Source organism: Antarcticibacterium arcticum, from assembly GCF_007993795.1.
Taxonomy (GTDB): domain Bacteria; phylum Bacteroidota; class Bacteroidia; order Flavobacteriales; family Flavobacteriaceae; genus Gillisia; species Gillisia arctica.
The window spans coordinates 1,047,317-1,068,242 of sequence record NZ_CP042476.1 but is presented as its reverse complement, the minus strand read 5'-3'; the positions used below and the strand labels follow the sequence as shown (position 1 = coordinate 1,068,242).

Genomic DNA, 20,926 nt, shown 5'->3' with positions numbered 1-20,926 from the left:
CCAAAATCAATGAAAATCAAGTTATTTACCATAGCATTATCACTTTTTTCGGTAGTAGCTATAGCTCAAAAAAAAGAGATCCGGGATGCCGGAAAAGCAATTGAAAAGGGAAGTTATGCAGAAGCTAAGTCCCTGCTCACCCAGGCAGAAGCCAGTTTAGGCAGCGCCAATGCCAAGTTAAAGGCAGATTTTTACCTGTACAAAGGCCACGCTTATCTTGGGAATGGGGAAAATACCTCTGTAAAAGACTTAATGACTGCTGCTGAAGCATTCAAACAAGCACAGCAATTAGGAGATAATGAGGCTGTGAATGGATTAAGTGCTGTTACAAATTCACTTGTTCAAAGCGCTATAAAAGATCAAAATTCTGAAAATTATAGTGCCGCGGGAGATAAATTGTATGCCGGGTACCAAATGAACCCAAAAGATACCATTTATTTATATTACGCTGCTTCCAATGCGATCAATGCAAAGGAATATGATAAAGCCCTTAAGTATTATGAAGACCTAAGAGACCTTGGATATGATGGTTCTGAAGTTGAATATATCGCTGTAAATAAAGCTACAGGTGAAGAGGAAAGTATGAATAAGGCTCAAAGAGACTTAATGGTGAAAGCTGGACAATACATAAATCCTGAAGACAGAAAATCGCCACCTAAAAAAGGTGAGATAATGAAGAACATTGCATTGATCCATATCGCTAATGGGAATGAGGATAAAGCTATAGCTGCAATGGATGCAGCCAAACTTGCAAATCCTGATGATCTTACTCTTTTACAATCTGAAGCTGATATGTACTATAGAATGGGTCAAAAAGATAAGTATAAGGAGATCATGGAAGGTATCGTTAAAAAGGATCCTAATAATGCAACCCTTTATTATAACCTTGGTGTTACTTCTTTTGAAATAGGAGATAATCCAACAGCTATTGAATACTATAAGAAAGCTCTTGCAATAGACCCTAACCTAAACGATGCCCGTTTAAATATTGCTGCTGCAATTCTTGCAAAGGAAGCTGCAATTGTAGAAGAAATGAACAGTTTGGGAATGAGCAAGGCAGATACCAAGAAGTACGATGAACTTGGAGCACAACGTAAAGTAATTTATAAAGAAGCTTTACCTTACCTTGAAGCGGTGATGGAGAAAGATCCAAATAACAAAGAAGCTATGCGTACTACTATGAACATCTATTATCAACTTGGTGAAAATGCCAAAGCTGAAGCCATTCAGGCAAAATTAGATGCATCAAAGCAGTAATTGATATTTAATGTTACAAGAAAAGGCTGCCATTGGCAGCCTTTTTTTATTTAATAAAACCCTGTTAGATTATCTTTTTTATAACCCTTAATTTATGGGTGTGCTTGCGAAGATCTATATTAAAGATCCCTGAATGGTCTATCCTGTCAATACGTACTTTCCCATCGGCATGTATAATATAATTATCGGGCATTATAAGACCTACATGAATTATATTTCCATCGGCATCATCAAAAAATGCCAGGTCACCCGGTTCACTTTCCTCAATAAAACTAAGCGCTTCACCTTGTTTAGCCTGCTGTGCGGAATCGCGGTGCAGGCAATAACCATTAAGTCTGTAAACCATTTGTGTGAGTCCGCTGGAATCAATTCCAAAAGGGGTCTTTCCACCCCATAAAAAAGGTGTGTTAAGATATAGGATGGCAGTATCAATCAACCTGGATTTTGAGCCAATCCCGTGAACCGAATGCCCGTCAAAGACCAGGTTTGATAGCTTGGCATGATTAAGCACCGCACCCAGGGGAATATGGGTTAGATTACCTGAGCTTTCAGCAATAAATTCAATTAGATCTACAGAGTAGATCTGTTCACTATTTAAAAGTTCCTCGTAGTATGTTTCCTCTATTTTTGAAATCTGGCTATTGCTTACCCAGCCTTCGTAAGAATCAAATGCAACACGAATCCTGCTCCATTTACCTCTTTCTTCAAGGATCTTGAAATTTTCTCCATATAACAATTGGGTAAGCATTTCAGATGCATCATTCGGTTGGATTCTTACCGGGACAATGCTAAGGGTGCAAATTCCGTATTGCATTAATTATAGATTGCAGTTCTTAATTAATCTCTCTGGATAACTATTGCTGAAGCCCCGCCACCACCATTGCAAATGGCTGCTGCACCTGTTTTAGCATCTTTTTGTTCCAGGACATTCAGCAACGTAATTACTATCCTTGCACCTGAACATCCAAGGGGATGTCCCAAAGAAACTGCACCACCATTTACGTTGGTGTTCTCATCTGTTAAGCCCAGTAATTTCATATTTGCCAATCCTACCACTGCAAAAGCCTCATTGAACTCGAAGAAATCTACATCATCTTTGCTTATTCCGGCTTTGTCCAGAGCTTTAGGCAGCGCTTTGGCAGGAGCTGTAGTAAACCATTTTGGTTCCTGTGCAGCATCTGCAAATCCTTTTATTACCGCAAGTGCTTTTAATCCAAGTTCATCAGCTTTTTCCCGGCTCATTAAAACTACAGCTGCGGCACCATCATTTATAGTAGAAGCATTTGCAGCCGTTACAGTACCGTCTTTAGAAAAGGCGGGGCGCAGGGAGGCAATTTTATCAATTTGTACATTTTTAAATTCCTCATCTTCCTTAAAGATCACAGGATCACCTTTACGTTGCGGCACCTCTACCGGAACTATCTCATTGTCAAATTTTCCTTCCTTCCAGGCCTTAGCAGATCTTTCATAGGATTTTATAGCAAAGGCATCCTGGTCTTCACGGGAAAAATTATGTTCCGTAGCACAAAGATCGGCACAGGTGCCCATTGCGTTATGATCATAAGCATCAACCAATCCATCTTTTTGCATCCCGTCAACCATGGTTGCAGGCCCAAATTTTTGCCCAGTTCTAAGGTGTAAATAATGGGGGATCATACTCATATTTTCCATTCCGCCGGCAACCACTATATTGGCATCTCCCAGCATAATGGCCTGGGCTCCCTGCATTATAGATTTCATCCCACTTGCACAAACCTTATTAACAGTTGTACAGGGAACAGTATCGGGAATTCCTGCACCTAGGGCAGCCTGTCTCGCCGGAGCCTGGCCTACACCTGCCTGAACTACATTTCCCATTAATACTTCATCCACCAGTTCAGGTTTTAAATTTATTTTGTTAAGTGCCCCTTTTATGGCTATAGATCCTAATTTAGTTGCAGGAACCGTAGACAAACTACCCATGAAACTTCCAATGGGTGTCCTTGCAGCACTTACTATTACTACTTCTTTCATAATTTAAAGATTTAAATTCAGTTGTTGCGAATTTAATGATTTTATAAAGAACAAACCAAGGTCTTATCCCGCATGATGTTTTTTTATTACTTTTGAAGAACAGTAATTATTTAGATGAACCACTACATTAATAATTTTTATAAAAACCAGGCCTTTTTCTACAAGGCTTTTTTATTTATCCTTACTGCGGTAATGGTGGTTTATTTAATGCCCAAGGGCGGAAAATTCAAATATGAGATTACCAAAGGGAAACCATGGCAATATGAAAATTTATATGCTCCGTTTGATTTTGCAATTCTTAAGACCAATGAGGAAATTGTAAAGGAAAAGGACCAGATCATTGCCAATCATATTCCCTACTTTAATTATAATGAAGAAATTGTTGAGAAGGTAAAACTAAATGCTGCGGAACAAATCTCTGTTGTTTTTAGTGACAGTATCATTAACCGGAGAGGGCGGGTAATTTCAGAATTTGTGGCAACTGCCCTGGACGGATTGTATGAGAACGGGGTGCTCCAGGAACAAACGAGATTGGCCGAAGATCATCTGGTTTACCTGAAAAAGGGCAATATCGCCGATGAGATCACATATGGAAAAATTTTTCTTCAGGAGGAGATCCCCGATTATTTAACCACCAATATCAACCGGAGCAATTTAACTTCCCTGCGCCCGGAACTTCTGGAGCTTTTCTATAACAGTATTGAGCCTAATGTGATCTATGACAGTTCCTTTACCCAAAAAGAACTTGATAGCAAATTAAATTCCATTTCCTATACCCGGGGCAGTATAGAAAGAGGTACAATAATTATTTCCCGGGGCGAGATCTTAGAAGGGCAAAAACTGAATGTTTTAAATTCCCTGAAACAGGAATATGAATCTCAAATATGGAGTGAATCCAGTTATAACTGGATCCTATTTGGGTACAGCCTGCTGGTGTCAATGGCCTTGTTGATGCTCCTTCTGTTCATCAGGAAATACAGGAGGGATATTTATGAGAACAATGTAAAGATCACCTTTATATTTTTCAATATACTGCTCATGGTTTTTCTTACCACCCTGGTGGTGAATTTTGAGCCAAGGTATGTATATATTGTTCCCTTATCAATATTACCACTTACTTTAAAAGCTTTCTTTGATTCCAGGCTGGGGTTGTTTTCGCACGTTATTACGGTGCTCATCCTGGGGTTTGTGGTCCCTAACAGTTATGAATATATGTTCCTCCAGATCATTGCCGGGATCGTAACTATTTTAACCGTATCTGAACTTTATAAGAGGGCTAACCTCTTTATTTCTGTAGGGCAAATAACTTTTATCTATATAGTGGTTTACTTTGCAATCACGGTAATTCAGGAAGGGAATGTACAGGACCTTGACATGGAAATGTTCTTAACCTTTATCCTGGGTGGTCTTGCTACGCTTTTCGTGCAGCCACTTATTTATATATATGAGAAATTGTTCGGTCTGGTATCAGATATGTCATTACTGGAATTATCTGATACCAATTCGAAACTCCTGAAAGAGCTTTCTGAAAAGGCTCCGGGAACTTTTCATCATTCGCTCAATGTGGCCAATCTTGCCGAAGCTTCTGCCAATGAAATTGGTGCAAATGCAATGCTGGTGAGGGTAGGGGCCCTTTATCACGATATCGGGAAAATGGAAAATCCAACCTATTTTTCTGAAAATCAAACAACTTCTGTCAATTCTCATGATGAACTTTCACCTAAAGAAAGTGCAGAAATTATCATTGGTCACGTGATCAAAGGTATTGAGATCGCCAAAAAGAATAATTTGCCGGACAGGGTAATTGATTTTATCAGGACACATCATGGGACAAGTACCGTTTATTTCTTCTATATGAAGGAAAAGGAACAAAACGAGACTGCGGTGGCAGCAAACTTCAGGTATCCGGGACCAATTCCTTTTAGTCGTGAAACGGCTCTTTTAATGATGTGCGATAGTGTGGAAGCCGCCAGTAAAAGCCTTAAAGAACCTACAACCGCTAAAATTGATGATTTTGTAGAGAAAATAATAAACAAGCAAATGGATGAAGGCCAGTTCCTTAATTCAAATATTACTTTCAAAGAGATCCAGCTCATAAAAAAAATTCTCAAGCAAAAGCTTAAGAATATTTTTCATTTACGGGTGGAATATCCCGAGTAATTAATGCACGTCCAGGATCTTTATTTCCTCATCTTTCAGGCTAAAGGTATCTCCTTTAGATTTTCCCTCTAACTTTTCATAGATAGGGGCATCTGTAGATATTGCATATATAATACTACCATCATCCATTCCAACATTCCCCAGGGGTGCGGCAATAAAATAATAGTTTTTTTCAGTTTCTATGAGGCTTCCAAATTTTATTTGCTCGCTGTAATGTTCACGGTCTACCCGGCTTAAGGTTTCCTTCATTTTTCGAGCATTGTCAAGAAGGGAAGCATAGCGCTCAAAATCTCCCAGTAATTCACCGTTACTTCCTTCCTCATCATAATCTGTATGAACATCATTTGCCTCCATGGATTCTTTAATGTTATCCATCTTGTCCTGGTATTTCTGTATCAATTGATCGGCTACAATTAAACATTTTTGAAATACTTCTTTTTTATTATGAACCATTTTATAGTTTTAATTTTAAATGTAATTATACCTTTTTCAATTAAAGAAGGTTTTACAAAATTTTAGTAATTAGTCCCTTTAAACACAAGTTTTCAGACATTTATAAAAATAAGTCTATAGACTTATAAATGATAAAAATAAGTCTGTAGGCTAATAAATGCACTTTATAAGGTTATAGCCTAATTATTTTTATTATATTTGGAAAATGATAGCAGTACTTACAGCAGATCTTATTGATTCTTCTTTATATAAAGAAGATGTCCTCCAGCAGGTTTTAGATACCCTCACCTCAGAATTTGGGATCATCACAAAACAAAATGGCGAAAAAAGTGTGCGATTCAATATTTACAGGGGAGACAGTTTTCAGGGTATAGTAAAATCTCCCGAAGTTGCCCTTTTAATAGCTATCCAAATCAAAGCAGCTGTAAACCGTATACATCTTAAAAAAACAAAAAAGAGCAGGGCGTATTCCAAGATCGCCGATTTTAAATTGGCAATTGGAATTGGGACCCAGGAATTGGAAAGAGAAGCGCTCTCCGAGTCAAATGGGCAGGCTTTTCAATTTTCAGGACGATCCCTGGATGAAATGAAAAATGAAAACCGGAAGACCAGGATAAAAACTCCGGTAGAGGAAATTGATGCAGAGTTTAATACCGCCTTCTTTCTATTGGATACAATTACAGATAAGTGGAGTACAGCATCTGCTGAAGTTGTATATTTCCTGCTTCGGGGGCTTAAAGAACGGGAAATAGCTGCAGAGATAAACATTAGCCAGTCTGCAGTAAACCAACGTAAAAAGGCAGCCGGCTGGGAGGCCATATCGGGATTGCTTAACAGATATCAGCAGGTTATAACAACAAAATTAAAAAATGGATAATCTTCTATTATTACTACAACTCTTGCTGGCCCATCTTGTTGCAGATTTTGTTCTGCAGCCCAAGTCCTGGATAGCACACAAAAGAAAATATAAGGCCAGGTCTTACATTCTGGTGATACATTCCTTACTTGCAGGTATACTTACACTTATTTTTCTTCAATCGGTAGAATGGTGGTATGCAGCCTTATTTATAAGTGTAACCCATTATTTTATAGATATGTGGAAGCTGCGCCAACAAAAAGATGATTTAAAATATTTTCTTTTAGACCAATTGTTTCACGCAGTTATTTTGATACTGGTATGGTTATACCTCATAAATGGATTTCCTCAATTAATACCGTCATTAAAAAGCCTGTTCAACTCGGTTCAGTTTTTGGCGATACTGGGAGGATACCTCTTGGTTATTTTTCCGGCCGGGTATCTAATAGGAAAAGCCACCCGGCGCTGGCAGGATGAAATAGAACCAACTTACAAAATGAATAGCCTGGAAGCAGCTGGCAGGTACATAGGGATATTTGAAAGGATCCTTGTCCTTACTTTTATTATAACTGATAATTTCGCTGCCATAGGTTTTCTCATAGCAGCCAAGTCCATTTTACGGTTCAGTGATAAAACCGAGACCGGGGCCAGAAAACAAACCGAATATGTGCTCATTGGTACCTTAATGAGCTTTGCCATAACGATCTTACTGGGCTTGTTGATACGGGCCCTGATCCTCCAGTAACTGGATGTTTGAGAATAAACGCTCCTTTACAATATTCATCATACGCTTATTAAGGGCAGAGGAATTTTGAATATATAGTCCATATTCTTCCATTGTGAATTGCCCTATCATTATTCCCTTTAAACTGTTCCTGAACTTAATATCCCTTTGAATAGCATTGGCAATGAAAAGCATTCTTTTTTCAATTGTAAATCCGTAAAAAGTGTTCTTGTGCTTCTGAATGTAATTTCTGAATACCTCCACAAAAAGAAGATCCTGAAGTTTAGCTACCGGCCGTAAGGTTTTGTTTTGAAACTGCTCATCGCTACTCATATTTTCTGAAATTAAAGCCGAGGGAATTTCAGGTCGTAGGCTAAGCAAATGTTCATCTCGCTGATTCATAGAAGTAGTGTTTTTTAAATTTAACCTTTAATGAGGGTCGTTAACAGGCCTGCTCTAATTACTTTTAAACCACTTATCAACATCAGTTAAAATCCTCTTAATCCCCCAAAATCGTCAATTTGTTATTTTATCTTTAAAAAAAGTAATAAAATTATGATCACCTCCACCAATCCTTACACGGGAGAAGAGTTTGCAAGTGTTAAAGAATATAGTCCAGCTCAAATAGATAAAGCCCTTGAAACAGCTCATCTTGGTTTTGAAAGCTGGAAACAAATAGGTATAAAAGAAAGGGGCCAACTATTAAAAAATGCAGCCCGGGAATTAAAGAACAATAAAAAGCAATATGCTGAAACCATTACCAGGGAGATGGGAAAGCCTCTTTCACAATCTATTGCTGAAATTGAAAAATGTGCGTGGGTATGTGAATATTATGCTGAAAATGGAGAGCAGCACCTGGAAAATGAGGTCATTGAAACAGATGCCTATAAAAGTTATGTATCGTTTGAACCCCTGGGTATTATCCTGGCGGTAATGCCATGGAATTATCCTTTCTGGCAGGTTTTCAGGTTTGCTGCACCTGCATTAATGGCCGGTAATATGGCAGTTCTAAAACACGCCAGTAACGTAATGCAGTCTGCCAACAACATACAAAAGGTATTTGAAAATGCAGGATTCCCAAAGGGATGTTTTCAAAATATACCTGTAAGCAGTGATAAAGTTGAGGATATAATTAAAGACAAACGCATTAAGGCGGTAACCCTAACCGGAAGTACACCGGCAGGCCGGGCCATAGCCTCGGTTGCAGGAGAGCACATAAAGAAATCTGTCCTGGAATTGGGTGGAAGCAATGCTCTGGTGATCTTCGAAGATGCCAATCTTGAGGAAGCCGCTAAAACATGTGTACAGGCAAGATACCAAAACACCGGTCAAAGTTGTATTGCGGGGAAAAGATTGCTGCTTCAGGAAAATATTGCAGATAAATTTCTTAAAATTTTTACTGAGAAGGTAAAGGAACTTAAATCTGGCGATCCCATGGACGAAGAAACCTTTGTTGGTGTAATGGCACGGGAAGACCTGGCCAAAGACCTAGAAGATCAGGTAAACACCTCTGTGGCCGAGGGAGCTACCATCCATTTAGGTGGAAAAAGAAAAGGCACCTGGTTCGAACCTACCATTTTAACCAAGGTTACCCCAAAAATGCCTGTTTTTGCTGAAGAAACTTTTGGGCCTGTAATTGGAGTGACCACTTTTAACTCAAAGAGGGATGCCATAGATCTTGTAAACAGTTCTCAATTTGGGTTAGGTGTGTCTTTGTTTACTGAAGATTTAAAAAGTGTTGAAGAGCTTATTCCCAAATTTGAAGATGGGGCAGTATTTATTAATGAACTGGTGAAAAGTGATCCTAGGCTTCCCTTTGGGGGTACAAAAATCTCAGGATATGGAAGGGAGTTATCAGTTCACGGAATTAGGGAATTTGTAAATAAGAAAACTGTCTTTATTAAAAAATTCTAGCCGTGGTGCTATATTAGTTACTTTGATTAGTGGGAAAAGTAAAGATTGCAGGATCTATTTCATGGTTAAGTACAATATTTTTTATTTTTATTTTCTGGCCAGATTCAATAACAGTAAAAGGAAATAATAGTCCACTTACTTCCTTATAATTACTTAATCTGGACTCATTAACCTCCTGCAATTGCCCGTCTACGGTTATTTCTGATGCTTTACCTATTGGCAATGAAGTTTTTTTATCAAAATAATAAACCAAAAAACTTTCTTGTTCCTGCCCGTTAATAAAAATGGGTTCCTGAATAAGTCTTATTTTATGAGCTCGATCTTTATCAAATTTGGTCTCTCCCAGATACTCGAGCGTATAACCTTTTTCCCGGTAATTTAAGAAAGGGGTGGGAAAATCATTAGCCGTTAATTTAATATTTTCGGTAACCTCCTGCAGCCCCTTTTCGGGGATTCCGGTTAACATATCTGTTGTCCACATGATCTCGCCATCAAACGCGAACTGAGTGATGCTTTCCCCATTTATATTAATTATTACAGCCTGCTTACCAGATCGTGTATTATAGATCTCCAATGGGATCTCCCTACCTTCAGATTTTATAGAAGCATTAATTTTGGTGGCTTTTAGAGCCTTTAAATTTTCAATACCCCCCGACTTTTCTAAATAACAATCCACAATTTCTTCCGCAGTTTGTGCCTGAGATGTTGATATTAAAAAACAAAGAATGATAAAAATATGAGGGTATGCGTACTTCATGGAGGTTTTTAATAGGTAATACCGCAATTTACCCAATAACAATCAATTATCTTTTAATATTAACCTTCATTGATTAATTTTATGAAAACTTTAAAAAGATGAGCAAACAAAACATTCAAATAACCGTAGATGCGGTGATATTTGTTAAGGAGGAAACCTCTTCACCTAAGGTTTTACTTATTCAAAGAAAAAAAGACCCTTTCATAAATCAATGGGCCTTGCCCGGTGGTTTTTTGGAGAATGATGAGCTGCTTGAAGATGGAGCCAAAAGGGAACTTGAGGAGGAAACCGGGCTCCGGGTGTCGCACCTGGAACAGGTAGGAATTTTTGCAAATCCCGGACGGGATCCCCGTGGCCGGATTATTTCTATTGCCTTTACGACCAGTTTATCCCAGGAAGTTCCAGTTAAAGCAAGTGATGATGCTATGGATGCTAAATGGTTTAATATCAAAAATTTACCTGAAACCGCTTTTGATCATGAGGAAATCATTGAAATAGCTTTAATGCGGTCTCAAAAAGAGTAAAGCAACATTAAATATTACTCCTTTTTTTCTTTTTCTTTATCTTCCCGAGCCTCCTTAATTTGTTCTTCGGCATCTTGTTTCTGTTCCTGAGTTGGTTCTTCAGGAGTTTGTTCAGCAGCCTTTTCAGGTTCGAGCTGTACCTCAAAATAGGCCGGGAAATGATCTGAATCTATATCTTTTCCCAATTCCATAGTTATTAACCTAAACTCATCTGATGCAAAGAAATGATCCAGTGGCCATCTCATTATATAACTGTTTGCACTAAAGGTGTTGTAAAAACCCCGTCCAATTCGGGGATCCAGTAATCCGCTTAGATCTTTAAACAGCGTTGTAGATTGTGACCAGGCGACATCATTAAAATCCCCTGCTACGATAACCGGCAATTTGTTCCCTTTGGAACTCTTGGCTATCAGCATCATTTCAGCATCCCTATCTGTTGAAGACGGGTTTTCCTGTGGCATTGGGGGGGTGGGGTGAATGCAAAACAATTGTACTTCTTTCCCGTCAGGTAATTGTAAAATAGTGTGTATAGATGGAATACTGTCATCTACCAGGTATTTTACCTGCTCATTTTTTAAAGGAAATTTTGAATATAAAAGCATCCCATAGGTATTATCCAATGGCACCTCAACGCGATGCGGATAATTTGCTACGGCCTGGCTTACATCATTCATCCAGCGGGTATTGGTTTCCATTAGCAAAACCACATCTGCATCCCTGTTTTTAATTTCCTGAATGAGTTTACCCGGTTTTTCATTATCCTGATAAACGTTGGCAATATAAAACTTCATCTTAACCGCATCGGCCTCCATGTTTGCTTCTTTAAGATCATAATTTCCATGAGGAATATAGGGATAGATCTTACCGAGCTGGAAAATAAAACATGCCCCCAAAGCAGCGGCAAAAACGTAATCCTCTGCACGCTTAAGGTCAAATCTTATGAAATAGGTCATTAGTGCTACCAGGGTAAGTATGGTAAGCTGTATATGAGGAAAATCAAATACCCTTATCCACCAGTAATCGGCAGCGATAAAAGGCAAAAGGGTAAATATTATGGCTACTAATCCAAATGCCTGCAGGAACGGTTTTAATTTCATTATGTGGTAATTATTGAAGTACGAATATATGTAAAAGTAAACGAGTCTTTGATTAATAAAATAGGTTGATTTAGTCCTTTTGTTCTGTCTTCAGGTACATACGTATATCATCGCCCGATGGAGCTTCAAAAAGCTGCAAATGGAAATAAGGGACGGCGGCAATTATATGGTCAAAAATATCGGCACTTATATATTCAAAATTTTCCCAGCGTTTGTCACGGCTAAAACATAGTATTTCAACAGGAATTCCCTGGGGGGTAGGTGCAAGATGCCTTACAATAATGTACATTTCCTTATGCACTGCAGAATGTTCATGTAAATATGCATCTACATATTTCCTGAATATCCCCAAATTTGTCTGATTACGGCCATTAATTGGAATATCCTTGTTTACCTGGTTTCCCGAGTTAAATTTATCTATTTCCTTTTGCCTGTGATTTAGATAGGGTGCAATGAGCGATATTTTTTTAAGCTCTTCCAATTCCACGCTGCTCACAAATTTCACTGAATTTTGCTTAATAAAAATTGCTCTTTTTATCCTCCTCCCAGGTGATTCCTGCATTCCCCTCCAGTTTTGAAAGGAATCTGCAATAAGACTATAGGTAGGTATAGTGGTATAGGTATTATCCCAATTCTGAACTCTCACCGTAGCCAGATTAATTTCGGTCACACTTCCATCTGCCCCAAATTTGCTGAAAGTAATCCAGTCACCAATTCTTACAATATCATTTACAGACACCTGAATAGAAGCTACAAACCCCAATATAGTATCCTTGAAAATAAGCAATAATATGGCGGAAGCCGCCCCCAGTGAAATAGCAAAGCTTACTACAGATTGGCCTGTAAGCTCTGAAATAATGAACATGATACCTACAATCCACACAAAAATAATTACCACCTGAATGTAACTGTCAATGGGTTTATCCCGGTATTCTTCCTGTGTTTTTAGATAATTCTTTGTGGTTCTCAACAAACTCCTGAAGATCCAGATTACCAGGAGAATTACATAAATATGCATTATTAAATTCACCGTTTTCAAAAGAAAGGGGTGATTGATCAATATATAAGGGGCTGAATAATTTATTAGAAGAATGGGTACAATTTGCCCTACATATTTGGGAAATTTGCTCTTTACCAAAAAATCATCAAAAGTAGTTTTTGTTTTATTGGTAAATGCCTGAAATGCTTCAATTACAAATCGCCTGATAAGAAAATTAATTGCCAGGACCAACAGCACTAAAGCGGTAATATTAATAAACAGGTTGAGATAGCTTGCCACTAACACATTCATTCCCTGTTCAATAAAATATTCTTCCAGGTAACAGCTTACAGTCTTGAAATTAAAATTTTCAAACATTTACAAATATTTGTTTTCTACATAAAATGGCCCAAATGGAACAACAGAACAGGCAATGACCACCAATAGAGTTTTTGGCTGCCAATTTAAAGGTTTATACATCCAAAAGGCCCCCAAAAGGTACGCAATAAACAGGACACCATGTGCCATCCCTACTATTTGGACCATAAGAGGTTTATCAAAAAAATATTTCAAAGGCATTGCAAGAAATAATAATAAGAGGAAAGATATCCCTTCAAGTATGCTTACCCATCTAAAAGTCCTGATTTGATTTTCTAAACGCATAAAATTTTTTCAGCAAAGATAATTTTTATGTGCAGAGTACCGGAAGGATTTCTCGTTTTAAAAAAGCCTGGTTTATAATAAAGTATTGTTAAAACAACCTTTCTCTACCCACAGGAACTTTAGTTGAGAAAAAATAGTTATCCATTTTTCCTAATTTGCGCTCTCAATTGAAAAAGTAATGAAAGCAAAAATTTTAGTAACAGGAGGATTGGGATTTATAGGTTCCCATACAGTTGTTGCGCTACTTGAACAGGATTACGATGTGGTAATTATAGATAACCTTTCAAATTCTTCTATAGAAGTTCTTGGGGGTATTACCAAAATTACCGGGAGAACCCCTGAATTCGAAAATTTTGATCTTCGAAATAAAGAGCAGGTCATAGAATTCTTTGATAAATATCCTGAAATAAATGGGGTAATTCATTTTGCCGCCTCCAAAGCGGTAGGGGAAAGTGTGGAGAATCCCTTGTTATATTACGAGAACAATTTATCTACCTTGATCCACCTATTAAAACAGCTTAGCAAGAAACAAGATGCGAATTTCATTTTTAGCTCTTCCTGTACGGTTTATGGTCAGGCAGACACTTTACCCATAAGTGAGGACGCCCCGGTAAAAAAGGCGATGTCCCCTTATGGAAATACTAAGCAAATAGGAGAAGAGATTATTGAAGATACCTGTAAAGTGCATCCTAATTTAAAAGCGATCTCCCTTAGATATTTCAATCCTGTGGGCGCCCATCCAAGTGCTGAAATTGGCGAATTACCCATTGGCACTCCACAAAACCTTATTCCTTTCCTTACACAAACCGCGATTGGAAAAAGGGAACAACTATCAGTCTTTGGAGATGATTACCCCACCAGTGACGGAACCTGTATAAGGGATTATATTCATGTAATGGACCTTGCCCAGGCCCATATTATTGCCCTGGAAAGGTTAATGCAAAATAAAGCTGAAAATAACTATAATGTGTTTAATCTGGGTACAGGAAAAGGTAATTCGGTTCTGGAAGTAATAAAAACCTTTGAAAATTCCACCGGAGTAGATCTGCCATACAAGATAGTGGGTAGAAGGGAAGGTGATATCACCGCTGCCTACGCCGATACCGGAAAGGCAAATTCGGTTCTTAATTGGAAAGCTAAATATACCCTGGATGATGCTTTAAAAAGCGCCTGGAAATGGGAGAATAAGGTTAAGGAAAAGGAAACCCAGGAGTAGTTCATTAACTTAAAAAATCAAAGGTCCCGGAAACAAATCCGGGACCTTTGCTATTTTATCTGCTTCCGTTAACCAGGAAAGCGTGTATCACCCCGGGCAACCATCCAAGCATTGTCAATAGAACACTTATCAGGAAAGTTGTCCCTAAACCATGTTTTAGGAAAACCGCCAGGGGGGGAAGAAATATATTCAAAATAATTGTGAGTAAAGACATAATCTATAGCTTTAAAATTAGTAGATACAATTTAGTCATCCTGGCTCTTTCCGCAGAATAAACCCTGCATGTTTAGCGATAGTTTAACTCATTCTAACAGTTCTTTAATTTATGAGAAGCGATCTTAATAAAGTATCTTTGCCTCAAATAATGAAAATATGGGTTTTGCAGATTTAGGTGTTTCAAAGGATATTGAAAAAGGATTAAAAGAATTAGGAATTGTAACTCCCACAGAGATACAGGAGGCGGCAATTCCGGTTTTAATAAGAGAAAAGATCGATTTTATTGGCCAGGCACAGACAGGGACGGGAAAAACGGCCGCTTTTGGTCTTCCCTTACTTGCCAAAATAGACGCGAACAAAGAACAGGTGCAAGCCCTTATCCTTGCCCCAACAAGAGAATTGGGACAGCAAATAGCCAAACAATTATTCAGGTTCACCAAATATTCCAATAAGGTTTTTACTGAAGCGGTGTATGGAGGTGAAAAAATTGATATACAAATTGCCCGTTTAAACAGGCCTACTCATATTGTAGTAGCTACACCCGGCAGGCTTATTGACCTGCTCAACAAAAAGGCCGTTGATATTTCGAAAATTGAAACTCTTATTCTTGATGAAGCAGATGAGATGCTAAGCATGGGGTTTAAAGATGAACTCACAAAGATTCTTAAAGAAACGAAGGGAAAAAGAAATGTATGGTTATTTTCAGCCACAATTCCAAAAGAGCTTAATGATATTATAAACACGTACGTTTCTCCGGACGCTATAAGGGTTAATGTTGGAAAATCTGAAGTGGTAAATGCGGGAATTAACCATCAATATGTAACAGGGGACGACAGTAATAAGCTGGACACTCTTGCACAATTCTTAAAAAGCCAGGGGAAAAACCGTGGCATAATTTTTACCCGAACCAAAGCGGTGGCAAAAGTGTTGGCCAAACAGCTTGCGGCAAAGAATTATGAAGCAGGACTTCTGGAAGGCGATATGCTGCAAAGGGACAGGGACAAGGTAATGAGAGCTTTTAAGAATAAGACCTTAAAGGTGCTTGTGGCTACAGATGTTGCTGCCCGGGGTATTGATGTTGATAACCTGGCATATGTGATTCATTACCAATTACCAGATCAAAATGATTATTACACCCACCGTAGTGGCCGTACTGCGCGCGCCGGTAAAACAGGGATCTCGCTTGTTTTAGTGAACAGTAAAGAGCAACGCCGTATATGGGAGCTGGAAAAGGAACTTGGAATAAAATTCTTAAAGATCAAATAAGAACTAGCCTTTGAATTTCCTGTATTTTGCCATCATGAACATAAAGATGGCATAAGCAACCAAACCTGCGGCAACTACCCCAAGTACCCAGGCTCCATAAGAAGAATCCTCTAAAAAGGAAAATGCTTCCATGGTGGTTTTAATTTCTGAAGGATCTGCGGTAAAGGCAGCCTGCATCGCAAAATATCCAATTATAAGAAAGATGATCCCGCGGGCGCTCATCCCCATATATGCACTGTTAAGAATGGTTTTGCGTCGCTTTTCATCATGAATAGATTTGAGCTGAAATTTTTTCACAAAATCCAGCTTAAACAATCTTACAAATTGATAGATCCCTGTCCCAATAAAACATAGCCCCACAAATCCCACAAGGATCAATCCAACATCTGTAGATATCCAGGAAGATTGTTGTACTGAATTTCCAGACCCGGACCCCGAACCTGGACCTCCCACCGCAAAAACCCTGCAAAAAGCCAGCAATCCCAATACAAAGTAAATACAACCACTTATAAAATACGCAATTCTTTGGACTTTAGCTTTTTTATCATCCCCTATATTCTCGGGGTCAGAGATGGACTGGATGAACCTCCAGAATGAATAGCATAAAAGTCCTGCCCCCAATAAAGCCAGTAATATATTCCCAAAAGTTTGTTCTTCAAGAAAAGCCAAAACTTTTAACTGATCTGTTTTTTCACCACCCATATTAAAGGCTGCCAGGGAAGTGAGAATTCCGGTCAAACCATATACGATGCCTTTGGCCACATAACCAATGCGGGCAATTGTTTTTAAAGAATTATCCATTAAAAATAAAGATTATAAATGATGTTTAAAATTACCAGATTAGGTAGCATTAAACAGAGCCTTTATAATAAATTTAGCTTTTAGGGAATTTCCTGAGATAACTCTTAGACCATTTCGAATATTACAAGGGCATAGGCATAAAAGCGTACATAACGTAAAAGCCCGAACATAAGGTAGCTTACAAAAGGGAACCGAATGATCCCTGCCGCAATACTGGTCATTGCAAATGGTATTGGGAGAAGGGCTCCTACAATAATTAAAAATCCTCCCCATTTGCGGGTGTTTTTAATATGCCTTGCAAGGTTTAATTCCATTTGCCGGTGAATGGCCGGTATTTTTGTAATAGATACTCCTATAAAATACGATATGATTCCACCTACGTAAGATGCGGTGGCGAGGAGGGATAAATAGAAGATTGGATAATCTGACTTTCCGGCCCAGGCAATAAAAAGCTCCGGCGGAATAAGACCCAGGATAGATTCAGAAGCAAGAAATACCGCGATTATTCCGGCTGGCGGGTAGGTTTCAGTAACAGTAACCAATAATTTATTAAGGTCAAGTACGTAAAAGTCAAGCGCCAGAACAGCTGCAATAACCAATAATATAGGGATAATTGCTTTTTTTACACTCTTTCCAACAAACCTGTAAAAACCGGTATAGCTGTAATACTGGTGCAATAAACGCAACCGCGATTTTTTTTTGGATTTTACATCCTTATTTTTCATTTATACCTTGTTTAAATGAAATTGTACAAGCAAATGGAAATAAAAGTGCAGGGAATTTCCTTCGGGCAAAAGTATAATTCTTAATTTTCCTCGGCATATTCCTGTAAAGCGCGGCTATACTCCCTTAGATCTATTTCATTATTCTTAATAGATGTGTCATTCATAAGGGAAAGTAAATAATCCAGGCTTTCTTCAGGCTTTACCTCTGGAGAGGAAGTGGTTTCCTCGTTTTCATCCAGCGGTTCGTCTTCAGGAATTGGAATATCAAAAGTTTGATAAGTATCTATATGCTCATAGGTAAGCCTGATTACTTTTGCCAATAAAGGATCTTCATCTTCAACCGCGAAAGGTCTAAGATTTTTAAGATCTTCTACAATGGTATTAATAATAAGGCCGTTGCGCATAAGATCGCGCTGAATTTTATCTAGTAACTTTTGAGCTTTTGAATTTTTCAATGTTTCCTTTATTAATAGTTTTTAAACTTCTTTTTTCCACGGGGCACAAATAGACGGTGCTTCTTTAAACTGCCGCAAAGTTACTTCTTTATAGGTTTTTCAATACAATTTTAGCTAATATTTATAAAAGATTTATTTTTCCACGTTCAGGTGTAAGAATTATGAATAGGAGGTAATCCTAATTTCATAATTAACAATTAATTAGAATTAAATATTTCCCAACCCCTTGCTTGTTTAGTAGCTTTAGGCTAAATGAAAAAATTATAAACTATGGAACCATTTGATGGAAAAGTTGCCTTAATTACCGGAGGAAGTAAGGGTATTGGCTACGGCGTGGCCGAAGCCTTACTAAAATTAAATATGCGGGTAGCTATTACCAGCCGTTCGCTAAAATCGGCTGAAGACGCTGCCAAAAAACTTACAGAAATTGGCCGTGGAAAAGTTTTGGGAGTAGTGGCCGATGTTAGGAATTACAGCAGTCAGGTTGAAGCTGCCAGAGTTGTAGAGGAAAAATGGGGACAGTTGGATGTTCTGGTAGCCAATGCGGGAATTGGCCATTTTGGCAATATTGAGGACCTGAGTGTTGAAGATTGGCAGGAAACTATTGACACCAATTTAAGCGGAGTGTTTTACAGTATCAAAGCTGCATTGCCTTTTCTTAAAAAATCAAAGGGCTATATAATTACCATTTCAAGTCTTGCGGGCACCAATTTTTTTGAAGGAGGTGCAGCGTATAATGCAAGTAAATTTGGAGTCACCGGAATGACTCAGGCAATAATGCTGGATCTACGGAAATTTGGTATCAATGTGAGTACAATAATGCCGGGCTCTGTAGCTACCCACTTTAACGACAATGAGCCGTCAGACAAAGATTCCTGGAAGATCCAGAAAGAAGATATTGGGGAATTAATAGTAAACTTATTAAGTATGAACCCACGGGTATTATCCAGTAAAATAGAGGTGAGGCCATCTCAACCGCCCTCCAAATAGGTTAATTTCAGAATTATACGTTATGGCAGTTATAGTAATATAGCTGCCTTTTTTTATTGTCTTTGTAAGCCGGTTCTTTGGACTTATGACTTCAAAAAACCTTCGTCCGTTCTTTAATTATGTTAAAATATTTGGATTTATATCCTTTTAATACAGAAAAAATTTATAAAAAATTTCGGGATAATTTGAGAATAAATATTTCGCTTATTCCTTGTTTATCAGTAAATTAAATGGTTGAATTGCCCTGCCGAAATTTTGGAATATGACAAGAAAGATCTATATGGTAATAGCAGTATTACTGCTTGGGGCATGTACTCCCGTGCCACCGCCGTTTCGTGAAAATATTTTGGCCAATAAAACATATGTTTACCTCTTCTTCAGCACAGAAAAGGAATGTATGGAAAACCAACCGGATCCCGATTTCTTTATCAATTGCCATCAACAGGTTGATTTTTATAAAAACAATATCGTAGAGATCATGTTGACAGATATTATCTGGAGAGGAACTTATAAAATTGAGGGAAATATTGTTATCCTAAGCTTCGAAAGCAGTTATGAGATTCCCGATGGGGAAATAATCTTTGAAATTATAAATCCTGCTAAATTGTTGCTTACAGAGAATGGGACGGTTTGGAAAAAAGTTTCAGGAAATTCCATCTGGCATTAATAAAAACGGCCCGCAATCTGCGGGCCATTCATTTTAATTACGGTTCTCTTTTAAATTTTTACGATCATTTTTCCTTTATTCTTTCCTTCAAAAAGATCGAGGAAGGCTTGTGGAATATTTTCAAATCCATCAACAATAGTTTCTGAATATTTTATTTTATCCTCCCTGAGCCAGCCGGAAAGGGTTTTTATCGCAGGCCCAAAATCCTTGGCATAATCCCGTACTATAAAACCCTGCATAAGAACACTGTTTTTTATAAGTATACCTTCAGGTCTTGGGCCTTTTGGAATCTCACTTTTATTATAGAGTGAAATAGCCCCACAAAGGATCACTCTGCCAAATTTATTGATATTAGCAAGGGCTGCATCCAGGATCTCTCCGCCTACATTATCAAAATATACATCAACCCCATTGGGACACTTTTCTTTTATTTCCTTTTGAAGGTCTTGGGAAGTTTTATAATTGATCCCCTCATCAAACCCGAATTCTTGTTTGATGCGGTTTATCTTTTCATCAGAGCCTGCAATTCCTATAACCCTGCAGCCTTTTATTTTGCCTATTTGACCGGCTATACTACCTACAGCGCCACCGGCTCCGGAAACCAGAAGTGTTTCTCCCTCTTTTAATTTGCCTATTTTTTCCAGGCCCAAGAAGGCGGTAATTCCTGTTAAGCCCAATACTCCAAGAAAAACTGTAAGAGGGGCGAGGTTTTTATCTACCTTATTGATACCGTGGCCTGAAACAGTTTGATACTCTTTCCATTTAAGCGTACCGTTTACATAATCTCCTTCTTTAAAATTAGGGTTATGAGATTCTATCACTTCTGCAATAATACCAGATTCGATAGGCTCGTTGAGCTTGAAAGGTTCTATATAAGAACCTTCATCGCGCATTCTACCGCGTAAATAGGGATCTACAGAAACATACAGTGTTTTAAGCAAAATTTCCCCTTCTGCAGGAACTGGGGTTTCTTCATCACTAAACTGAAAATCTTCCAGGGTGGGCTTACCTTTAGGTCGGTTTTTAAGGAGGATTGTTTTATTCATTTCAAATGGTTTTTTGGATAGCCTTAATTTACATTAAAATTAAGAAGTTTCATATTTCCAGCTCCTATATTTTGAATATATAATGCATAGCCATAATTGCCAATTTTTCAGAAAAGATTAACTCATTTGGGCCATTTAGCACGTACC

General features: G+C 38.2%; 23 protein-coding genes. 10 read left to right on the top strand and 13 right to left on the bottom strand.

Going from position 1 to position 20,926, the window contains the following annotated elements; genetic code table 11:
- Positions 1 to 9 precede the first annotated feature (9 nt).
- Positions 10 to 1,257, top strand: a complete 1,248-nt coding sequence (locus tag FK178_RS04720; protein WP_146831496.1) for a tetratricopeptide repeat protein — start codon at positions 10 to 12, stop codon at positions 1,255 to 1,257.
- Positions 1,258 to 1,321: 64 nt separating this feature from the next.
- Here the strand turns inward: FK178_RS04720 and FK178_RS04715 are convergent, their stop codons facing one another.
- Together FK178_RS04715 and FK178_RS04710 are read right to left on the bottom strand one after the other, a co-directional pair.
- Positions 1,322 to 2,071 (bottom strand): C40 family peptidase, encoded by a 750-nt coding sequence (locus tag FK178_RS04715; protein WP_146831494.1) that lies wholly within the window; start codon positions 2,069 to 2,071, stop codon positions 1,322 to 1,324.
- A gap of 23 nt (positions 2,072 to 2,094) precedes the next feature.
- Positions 2,095 to 3,270 (bottom strand): acetyl-CoA C-acyltransferase, encoded by a 1,176-nt coding sequence (locus FK178_RS04710; RefSeq protein ID WP_168194560.1) that lies wholly within the window; start codon positions 3,268 to 3,270, stop codon positions 2,095 to 2,097.
- Positions 3,271 to 3,384: 114 nt separating this feature from the next.
- Here FK178_RS04710 and FK178_RS04705 point away from each other — a divergent pair, with 114 nt between their 5' ends.
- Positions 3,385 to 5,430, top strand: coding sequence for an HD family phosphohydrolase (locus FK178_RS04705; RefSeq protein ID WP_146831490.1), 2,046 nt, complete (start codon positions 3,385 to 3,387; stop codon positions 5,428 to 5,430).
- Here the strand turns inward: FK178_RS04705 and FK178_RS04700 are convergent, their stop codons facing one another.
- Positions 5,431 to 5,883 carry a transcription elongation factor gene (locus FK178_RS04700; RefSeq protein ID WP_146831488.1) on the bottom strand — a complete coding sequence of 151 codons (453 nt, stop codon included), beginning with the start codon at positions 5,881 to 5,883 and terminating at the stop codon, positions 5,431 to 5,433.
- A 205-nt stretch (positions 5,884 to 6,088) separates the two neighbouring features.
- Between FK178_RS04700 and FK178_RS04695 the strand changes: the two genes are divergently transcribed.
- Together FK178_RS04695 and FK178_RS04690 are read left to right on the top strand one after the other, a co-directional pair.
- Positions 6,089 to 6,760 (top strand): hypothetical protein, encoded by a 672-nt coding sequence (locus tag FK178_RS04695; RefSeq protein ID WP_146831486.1) that lies wholly within the window; start codon positions 6,089 to 6,091, stop codon positions 6,758 to 6,760.
- A complete protein-coding gene (locus tag FK178_RS04690) occupies positions 6,753 to 7,484 on the top strand; it encodes a DUF3307 domain-containing protein (protein ID WP_146831484.1) in 732 nt (243 codons plus the stop codon). Before FK178_RS04695 ends, FK178_RS04690 begins: the two co-directional genes overlap by 8 nt.
- Here the strand turns inward: FK178_RS04690 and FK178_RS04685 are convergent.
- On the bottom strand, positions 7,446 to 7,865 hold the full coding sequence (locus FK178_RS04685; RefSeq protein ID WP_146831482.1) for a glyoxalase: 420 nt from the start codon (positions 7,863 to 7,865) through the stop codon (positions 7,446 to 7,448). The two genes, FK178_RS04690 and FK178_RS04685, sit on opposite strands and share 39 nt — an antisense overlap.
- Positions 7,866 to 8,018: 153 nt before the next feature.
- On the opposite strand from FK178_RS04685, the gene FK178_RS04680 reads away from it, so the two are divergent.
- A complete protein-coding gene (locus FK178_RS04680) occupies positions 8,019 to 9,377 on the top strand; it encodes an NAD-dependent succinate-semialdehyde dehydrogenase (RefSeq protein ID WP_146831480.1) in 1,359 nt (452 codons plus the stop codon).
- Positions 9,378 to 9,390: 13 nt separating this feature from the next.
- Here FK178_RS04680 and FK178_RS04675 read toward each other — a convergent pair whose 3' ends face one another.
- Positions 9,391 to 10,134: a LolA family protein gene (locus FK178_RS04675; RefSeq protein WP_146831478.1), complete on the bottom strand. Its 744-nt coding sequence runs from the start codon at positions 10,132 to 10,134 to the stop codon at positions 9,391 to 9,393.
- Between the two features lie 98 nt (positions 10,135 to 10,232).
- Between FK178_RS04675 and FK178_RS04670 the strand changes: the two genes are divergently transcribed.
- Positions 10,233 to 10,658, top strand: coding sequence for an NUDIX domain-containing protein (locus FK178_RS04670; protein ID WP_146831476.1), 426 nt, complete (start codon positions 10,233 to 10,235; stop codon positions 10,656 to 10,658).
- Between the two features lie 14 nt (positions 10,659 to 10,672).
- Here FK178_RS04670 and FK178_RS04665 read toward each other — a convergent pair whose 3' ends face one another.
- The 3 genes from FK178_RS04665 to FK178_RS04655 all read right to left on the bottom strand — a co-directional run bounded on the left by FK178_RS04665 (position 10,673) and on the right by FK178_RS04655 (position 13,397).
- Positions 10,673 to 11,755 carry an endonuclease/exonuclease/phosphatase family protein gene (locus tag FK178_RS04665; RefSeq protein WP_146831474.1) on the bottom strand — a complete coding sequence of 361 codons (1,083 nt, stop codon included), beginning with the start codon at positions 11,753 to 11,755 and terminating at the stop codon, positions 10,673 to 10,675.
- A 70-nt stretch (positions 11,756 to 11,825) separates the two neighbouring features.
- A complete protein-coding gene (locus FK178_RS04660; RefSeq protein ID WP_146831472.1) occupies positions 11,826 to 13,112 on the bottom strand; it encodes a mechanosensitive ion channel family protein in 1,287 nt (428 codons plus the stop codon).
- Entirely contained in the window at positions 13,113 to 13,397 is a 285-nt protein-coding gene (locus FK178_RS04655) for a DUF3817 domain-containing protein (RefSeq protein ID WP_146831470.1), read from the bottom strand. It abuts the gene before it with no gap.
- Between the two features lie 178 nt (positions 13,398 to 13,575).
- On the opposite strand from FK178_RS04655, the gene galE reads away from it, so the two are divergent.
- The gene (gene galE, locus FK178_RS04650; RefSeq protein WP_146831467.1) at positions 13,576 to 14,613 is read left to right on the top strand and encodes a UDP-glucose 4-epimerase GalE; all 1,038 of its coding nucleotides are present in this window, start codon (positions 13,576 to 13,578) and stop codon (positions 14,611 to 14,613) included.
- A 55-nt stretch (positions 14,614 to 14,668) separates the two neighbouring features.
- On the opposite strand, the gene FK178_RS04645 is transcribed toward galE, so the two are convergent.
- A complete protein-coding gene (locus FK178_RS04645; protein ID WP_146831465.1) occupies positions 14,669 to 14,827 on the bottom strand; it encodes a YqaE/Pmp3 family membrane protein in 159 nt (52 codons plus the stop codon).
- A 158-nt stretch (positions 14,828 to 14,985) separates the two neighbouring features.
- Here FK178_RS04645 and FK178_RS04640 point away from each other — a divergent pair, with 158 nt between their 5' ends.
- Entirely contained in the window at positions 14,986 to 16,095 is a 1,110-nt protein-coding gene (locus FK178_RS04640) for a DEAD/DEAH box helicase (protein ID WP_146831463.1), read from the top strand.
- 3 nt (positions 16,096 to 16,098) lie between these two features.
- Here the strand turns inward: FK178_RS04640 and FK178_RS04635 are convergent, their stop codons facing one another.
- The 3 genes from FK178_RS04635 to FK178_RS04625 form a co-directional block, all read right to left on the bottom strand.
- Positions 16,099 to 16,896, bottom strand: coding sequence for a DUF1206 domain-containing protein (locus tag FK178_RS04635; protein ID WP_146831461.1), 798 nt, complete (start codon positions 16,894 to 16,896; stop codon positions 16,099 to 16,101).
- Positions 16,897 to 17,000: 104 nt separating this feature from the next.
- Entirely contained in the window at positions 17,001 to 17,621 is a 621-nt protein-coding gene (locus tag FK178_RS04630) for a YqaA family protein (RefSeq protein ID WP_146831460.1), read from the bottom strand.
- 80 nt (positions 17,622 to 17,701) lie between these two features.
- Positions 17,702 to 18,076 carry a hypothetical protein gene (locus FK178_RS04625; protein WP_146831458.1) on the bottom strand — a complete coding sequence of 125 codons (375 nt, stop codon included), beginning with the start codon at positions 18,074 to 18,076 and terminating at the stop codon, positions 17,702 to 17,704.
- 270 nt (positions 18,077 to 18,346) lie between these two features.
- Here FK178_RS04625 and FK178_RS04620 point away from each other — a divergent pair, with 270 nt between their 5' ends.
- On the top strand, positions 18,347 to 19,066 hold the full coding sequence (locus tag FK178_RS04620; protein WP_146831457.1) for an SDR family oxidoreductase: 720 nt from the start codon (positions 18,347 to 18,349) through the stop codon (positions 19,064 to 19,066).
- A 262-nt stretch (positions 19,067 to 19,328) separates the two neighbouring features.
- Complete coding sequence (locus FK178_RS04615; RefSeq protein WP_146831455.1) at positions 19,329 to 19,733, top strand: hypothetical protein; 405 nt, start codon at positions 19,329 to 19,331, stop codon at positions 19,731 to 19,733.
- A gap of 50 nt (positions 19,734 to 19,783) precedes the next feature.
- Here FK178_RS04615 and FK178_RS04610 read toward each other — a convergent pair whose 3' ends face one another.
- Positions 19,784 to 20,779, bottom strand: coding sequence for an NADP-dependent oxidoreductase (locus FK178_RS04610; protein ID WP_146831453.1), 996 nt, complete (start codon positions 20,777 to 20,779; stop codon positions 19,784 to 19,786).
- Between the last annotated feature and the right edge of the window lie 147 nt (positions 20,780 to 20,926).

Bases quoted from the DNA above. Each gene is read 5' to 3' on its own strand.
- FK178_RS04720 (WP_146831496.1), top strand. From the start codon at position 10: ATGAAAATCAAGTTATTTACCATAGCATTATCACTTTTTTCGGTAGTA.
- FK178_RS04715 (WP_146831494.1), bottom strand. From the start codon at position 2,071: ATGCAATACGGAATTTGCACCCTTAGCATTGTCCCGGTAAGAATCCAA.
- FK178_RS04710 (WP_168194560.1), bottom strand. From the start codon at position 3,270: ATGAAAGAAGTAGTAATAGTAAGTGCTGCAAGGACACCCATTGGAAGT.
- FK178_RS04705 (WP_146831490.1), top strand. From the start codon at position 3,385: ATGAACCACTACATTAATAATTTTTATAAAAACCAGGCCTTTTTCTAC.
- FK178_RS04700 (WP_146831488.1), bottom strand. From the start codon at position 5,883: ATGGTTCATAATAAAAAAGAAGTATTTCAAAAATGTTTAATTGTAGCC.
- FK178_RS04695 (WP_146831486.1), top strand. From the start codon at position 6,089: ATGATAGCAGTACTTACAGCAGATCTTATTGATTCTTCTTTATATAAA.
- FK178_RS04690 (WP_146831484.1), top strand. From the start codon at position 6,753: ATGGATAATCTTCTATTATTACTACAACTCTTGCTGGCCCATCTTGTT.
- FK178_RS04685 (WP_146831482.1), bottom strand. From the start codon at position 7,865: ATGAATCAGCGAGATGAACATTTGCTTAGCCTACGACCTGAAATTCCC.
- FK178_RS04680 (WP_146831480.1), top strand. From the start codon at position 8,019: ATGATCACCTCCACCAATCCTTACACGGGAGAAGAGTTTGCAAGTGTT.
- FK178_RS04675 (WP_146831478.1), bottom strand. From the start codon at position 10,134: ATGAAGTACGCATACCCTCATATTTTTATCATTCTTTGTTTTTTAATA.
- FK178_RS04670 (WP_146831476.1), top strand. From the start codon at position 10,233: ATGAGCAAACAAAACATTCAAATAACCGTAGATGCGGTGATATTTGTT.
- FK178_RS04665 (WP_146831474.1), bottom strand. From the start codon at position 11,755: ATGAAATTAAAACCGTTCCTGCAGGCATTTGGATTAGTAGCCATAATA.
- FK178_RS04660 (WP_146831472.1), bottom strand. From the start codon at position 13,112: ATGTTTGAAAATTTTAATTTCAAGACTGTAAGCTGTTACCTGGAAGAA.
- FK178_RS04655 (WP_146831470.1), bottom strand. From the start codon at position 13,397: ATGCGTTTAGAAAATCAAATCAGGACTTTTAGATGGGTAAGCATACTT.
- galE (WP_146831467.1), top strand. From the start codon at position 13,576: ATGAAAGCAAAAATTTTAGTAACAGGAGGATTGGGATTTATAGGTTCC.
- FK178_RS04645 (WP_146831465.1), bottom strand. From the start codon at position 14,827: ATGTCTTTACTCACAATTATTTTGAATATATTTCTTCCCCCCCTGGCG.
- FK178_RS04640 (WP_146831463.1), top strand. From the start codon at position 14,986: ATGGGTTTTGCAGATTTAGGTGTTTCAAAGGATATTGAAAAAGGATTA.
- FK178_RS04635 (WP_146831461.1), bottom strand. From the start codon at position 16,896: ATGGATAATTCTTTAAAAACAATTGCCCGCATTGGTTATGTGGCCAAA.
- FK178_RS04630 (WP_146831460.1), bottom strand. From the start codon at position 17,621: ATGAAAAATAAGGATGTAAAATCCAAAAAAAAATCGCGGTTGCGTTTA.
- FK178_RS04620 (WP_146831457.1), top strand. From the start codon at position 18,347: ATGGAACCATTTGATGGAAAAGTTGCCTTAATTACCGGAGGAAGTAAG.
- FK178_RS04615 (WP_146831455.1), top strand. From the start codon at position 19,329: ATGACAAGAAAGATCTATATGGTAATAGCAGTATTACTGCTTGGGGCA.
- FK178_RS04610 (WP_146831453.1), bottom strand. From the start codon at position 20,779: ATGAATAAAACAATCCTCCTTAAAAACCGACCTAAAGGTAAGCCCACC.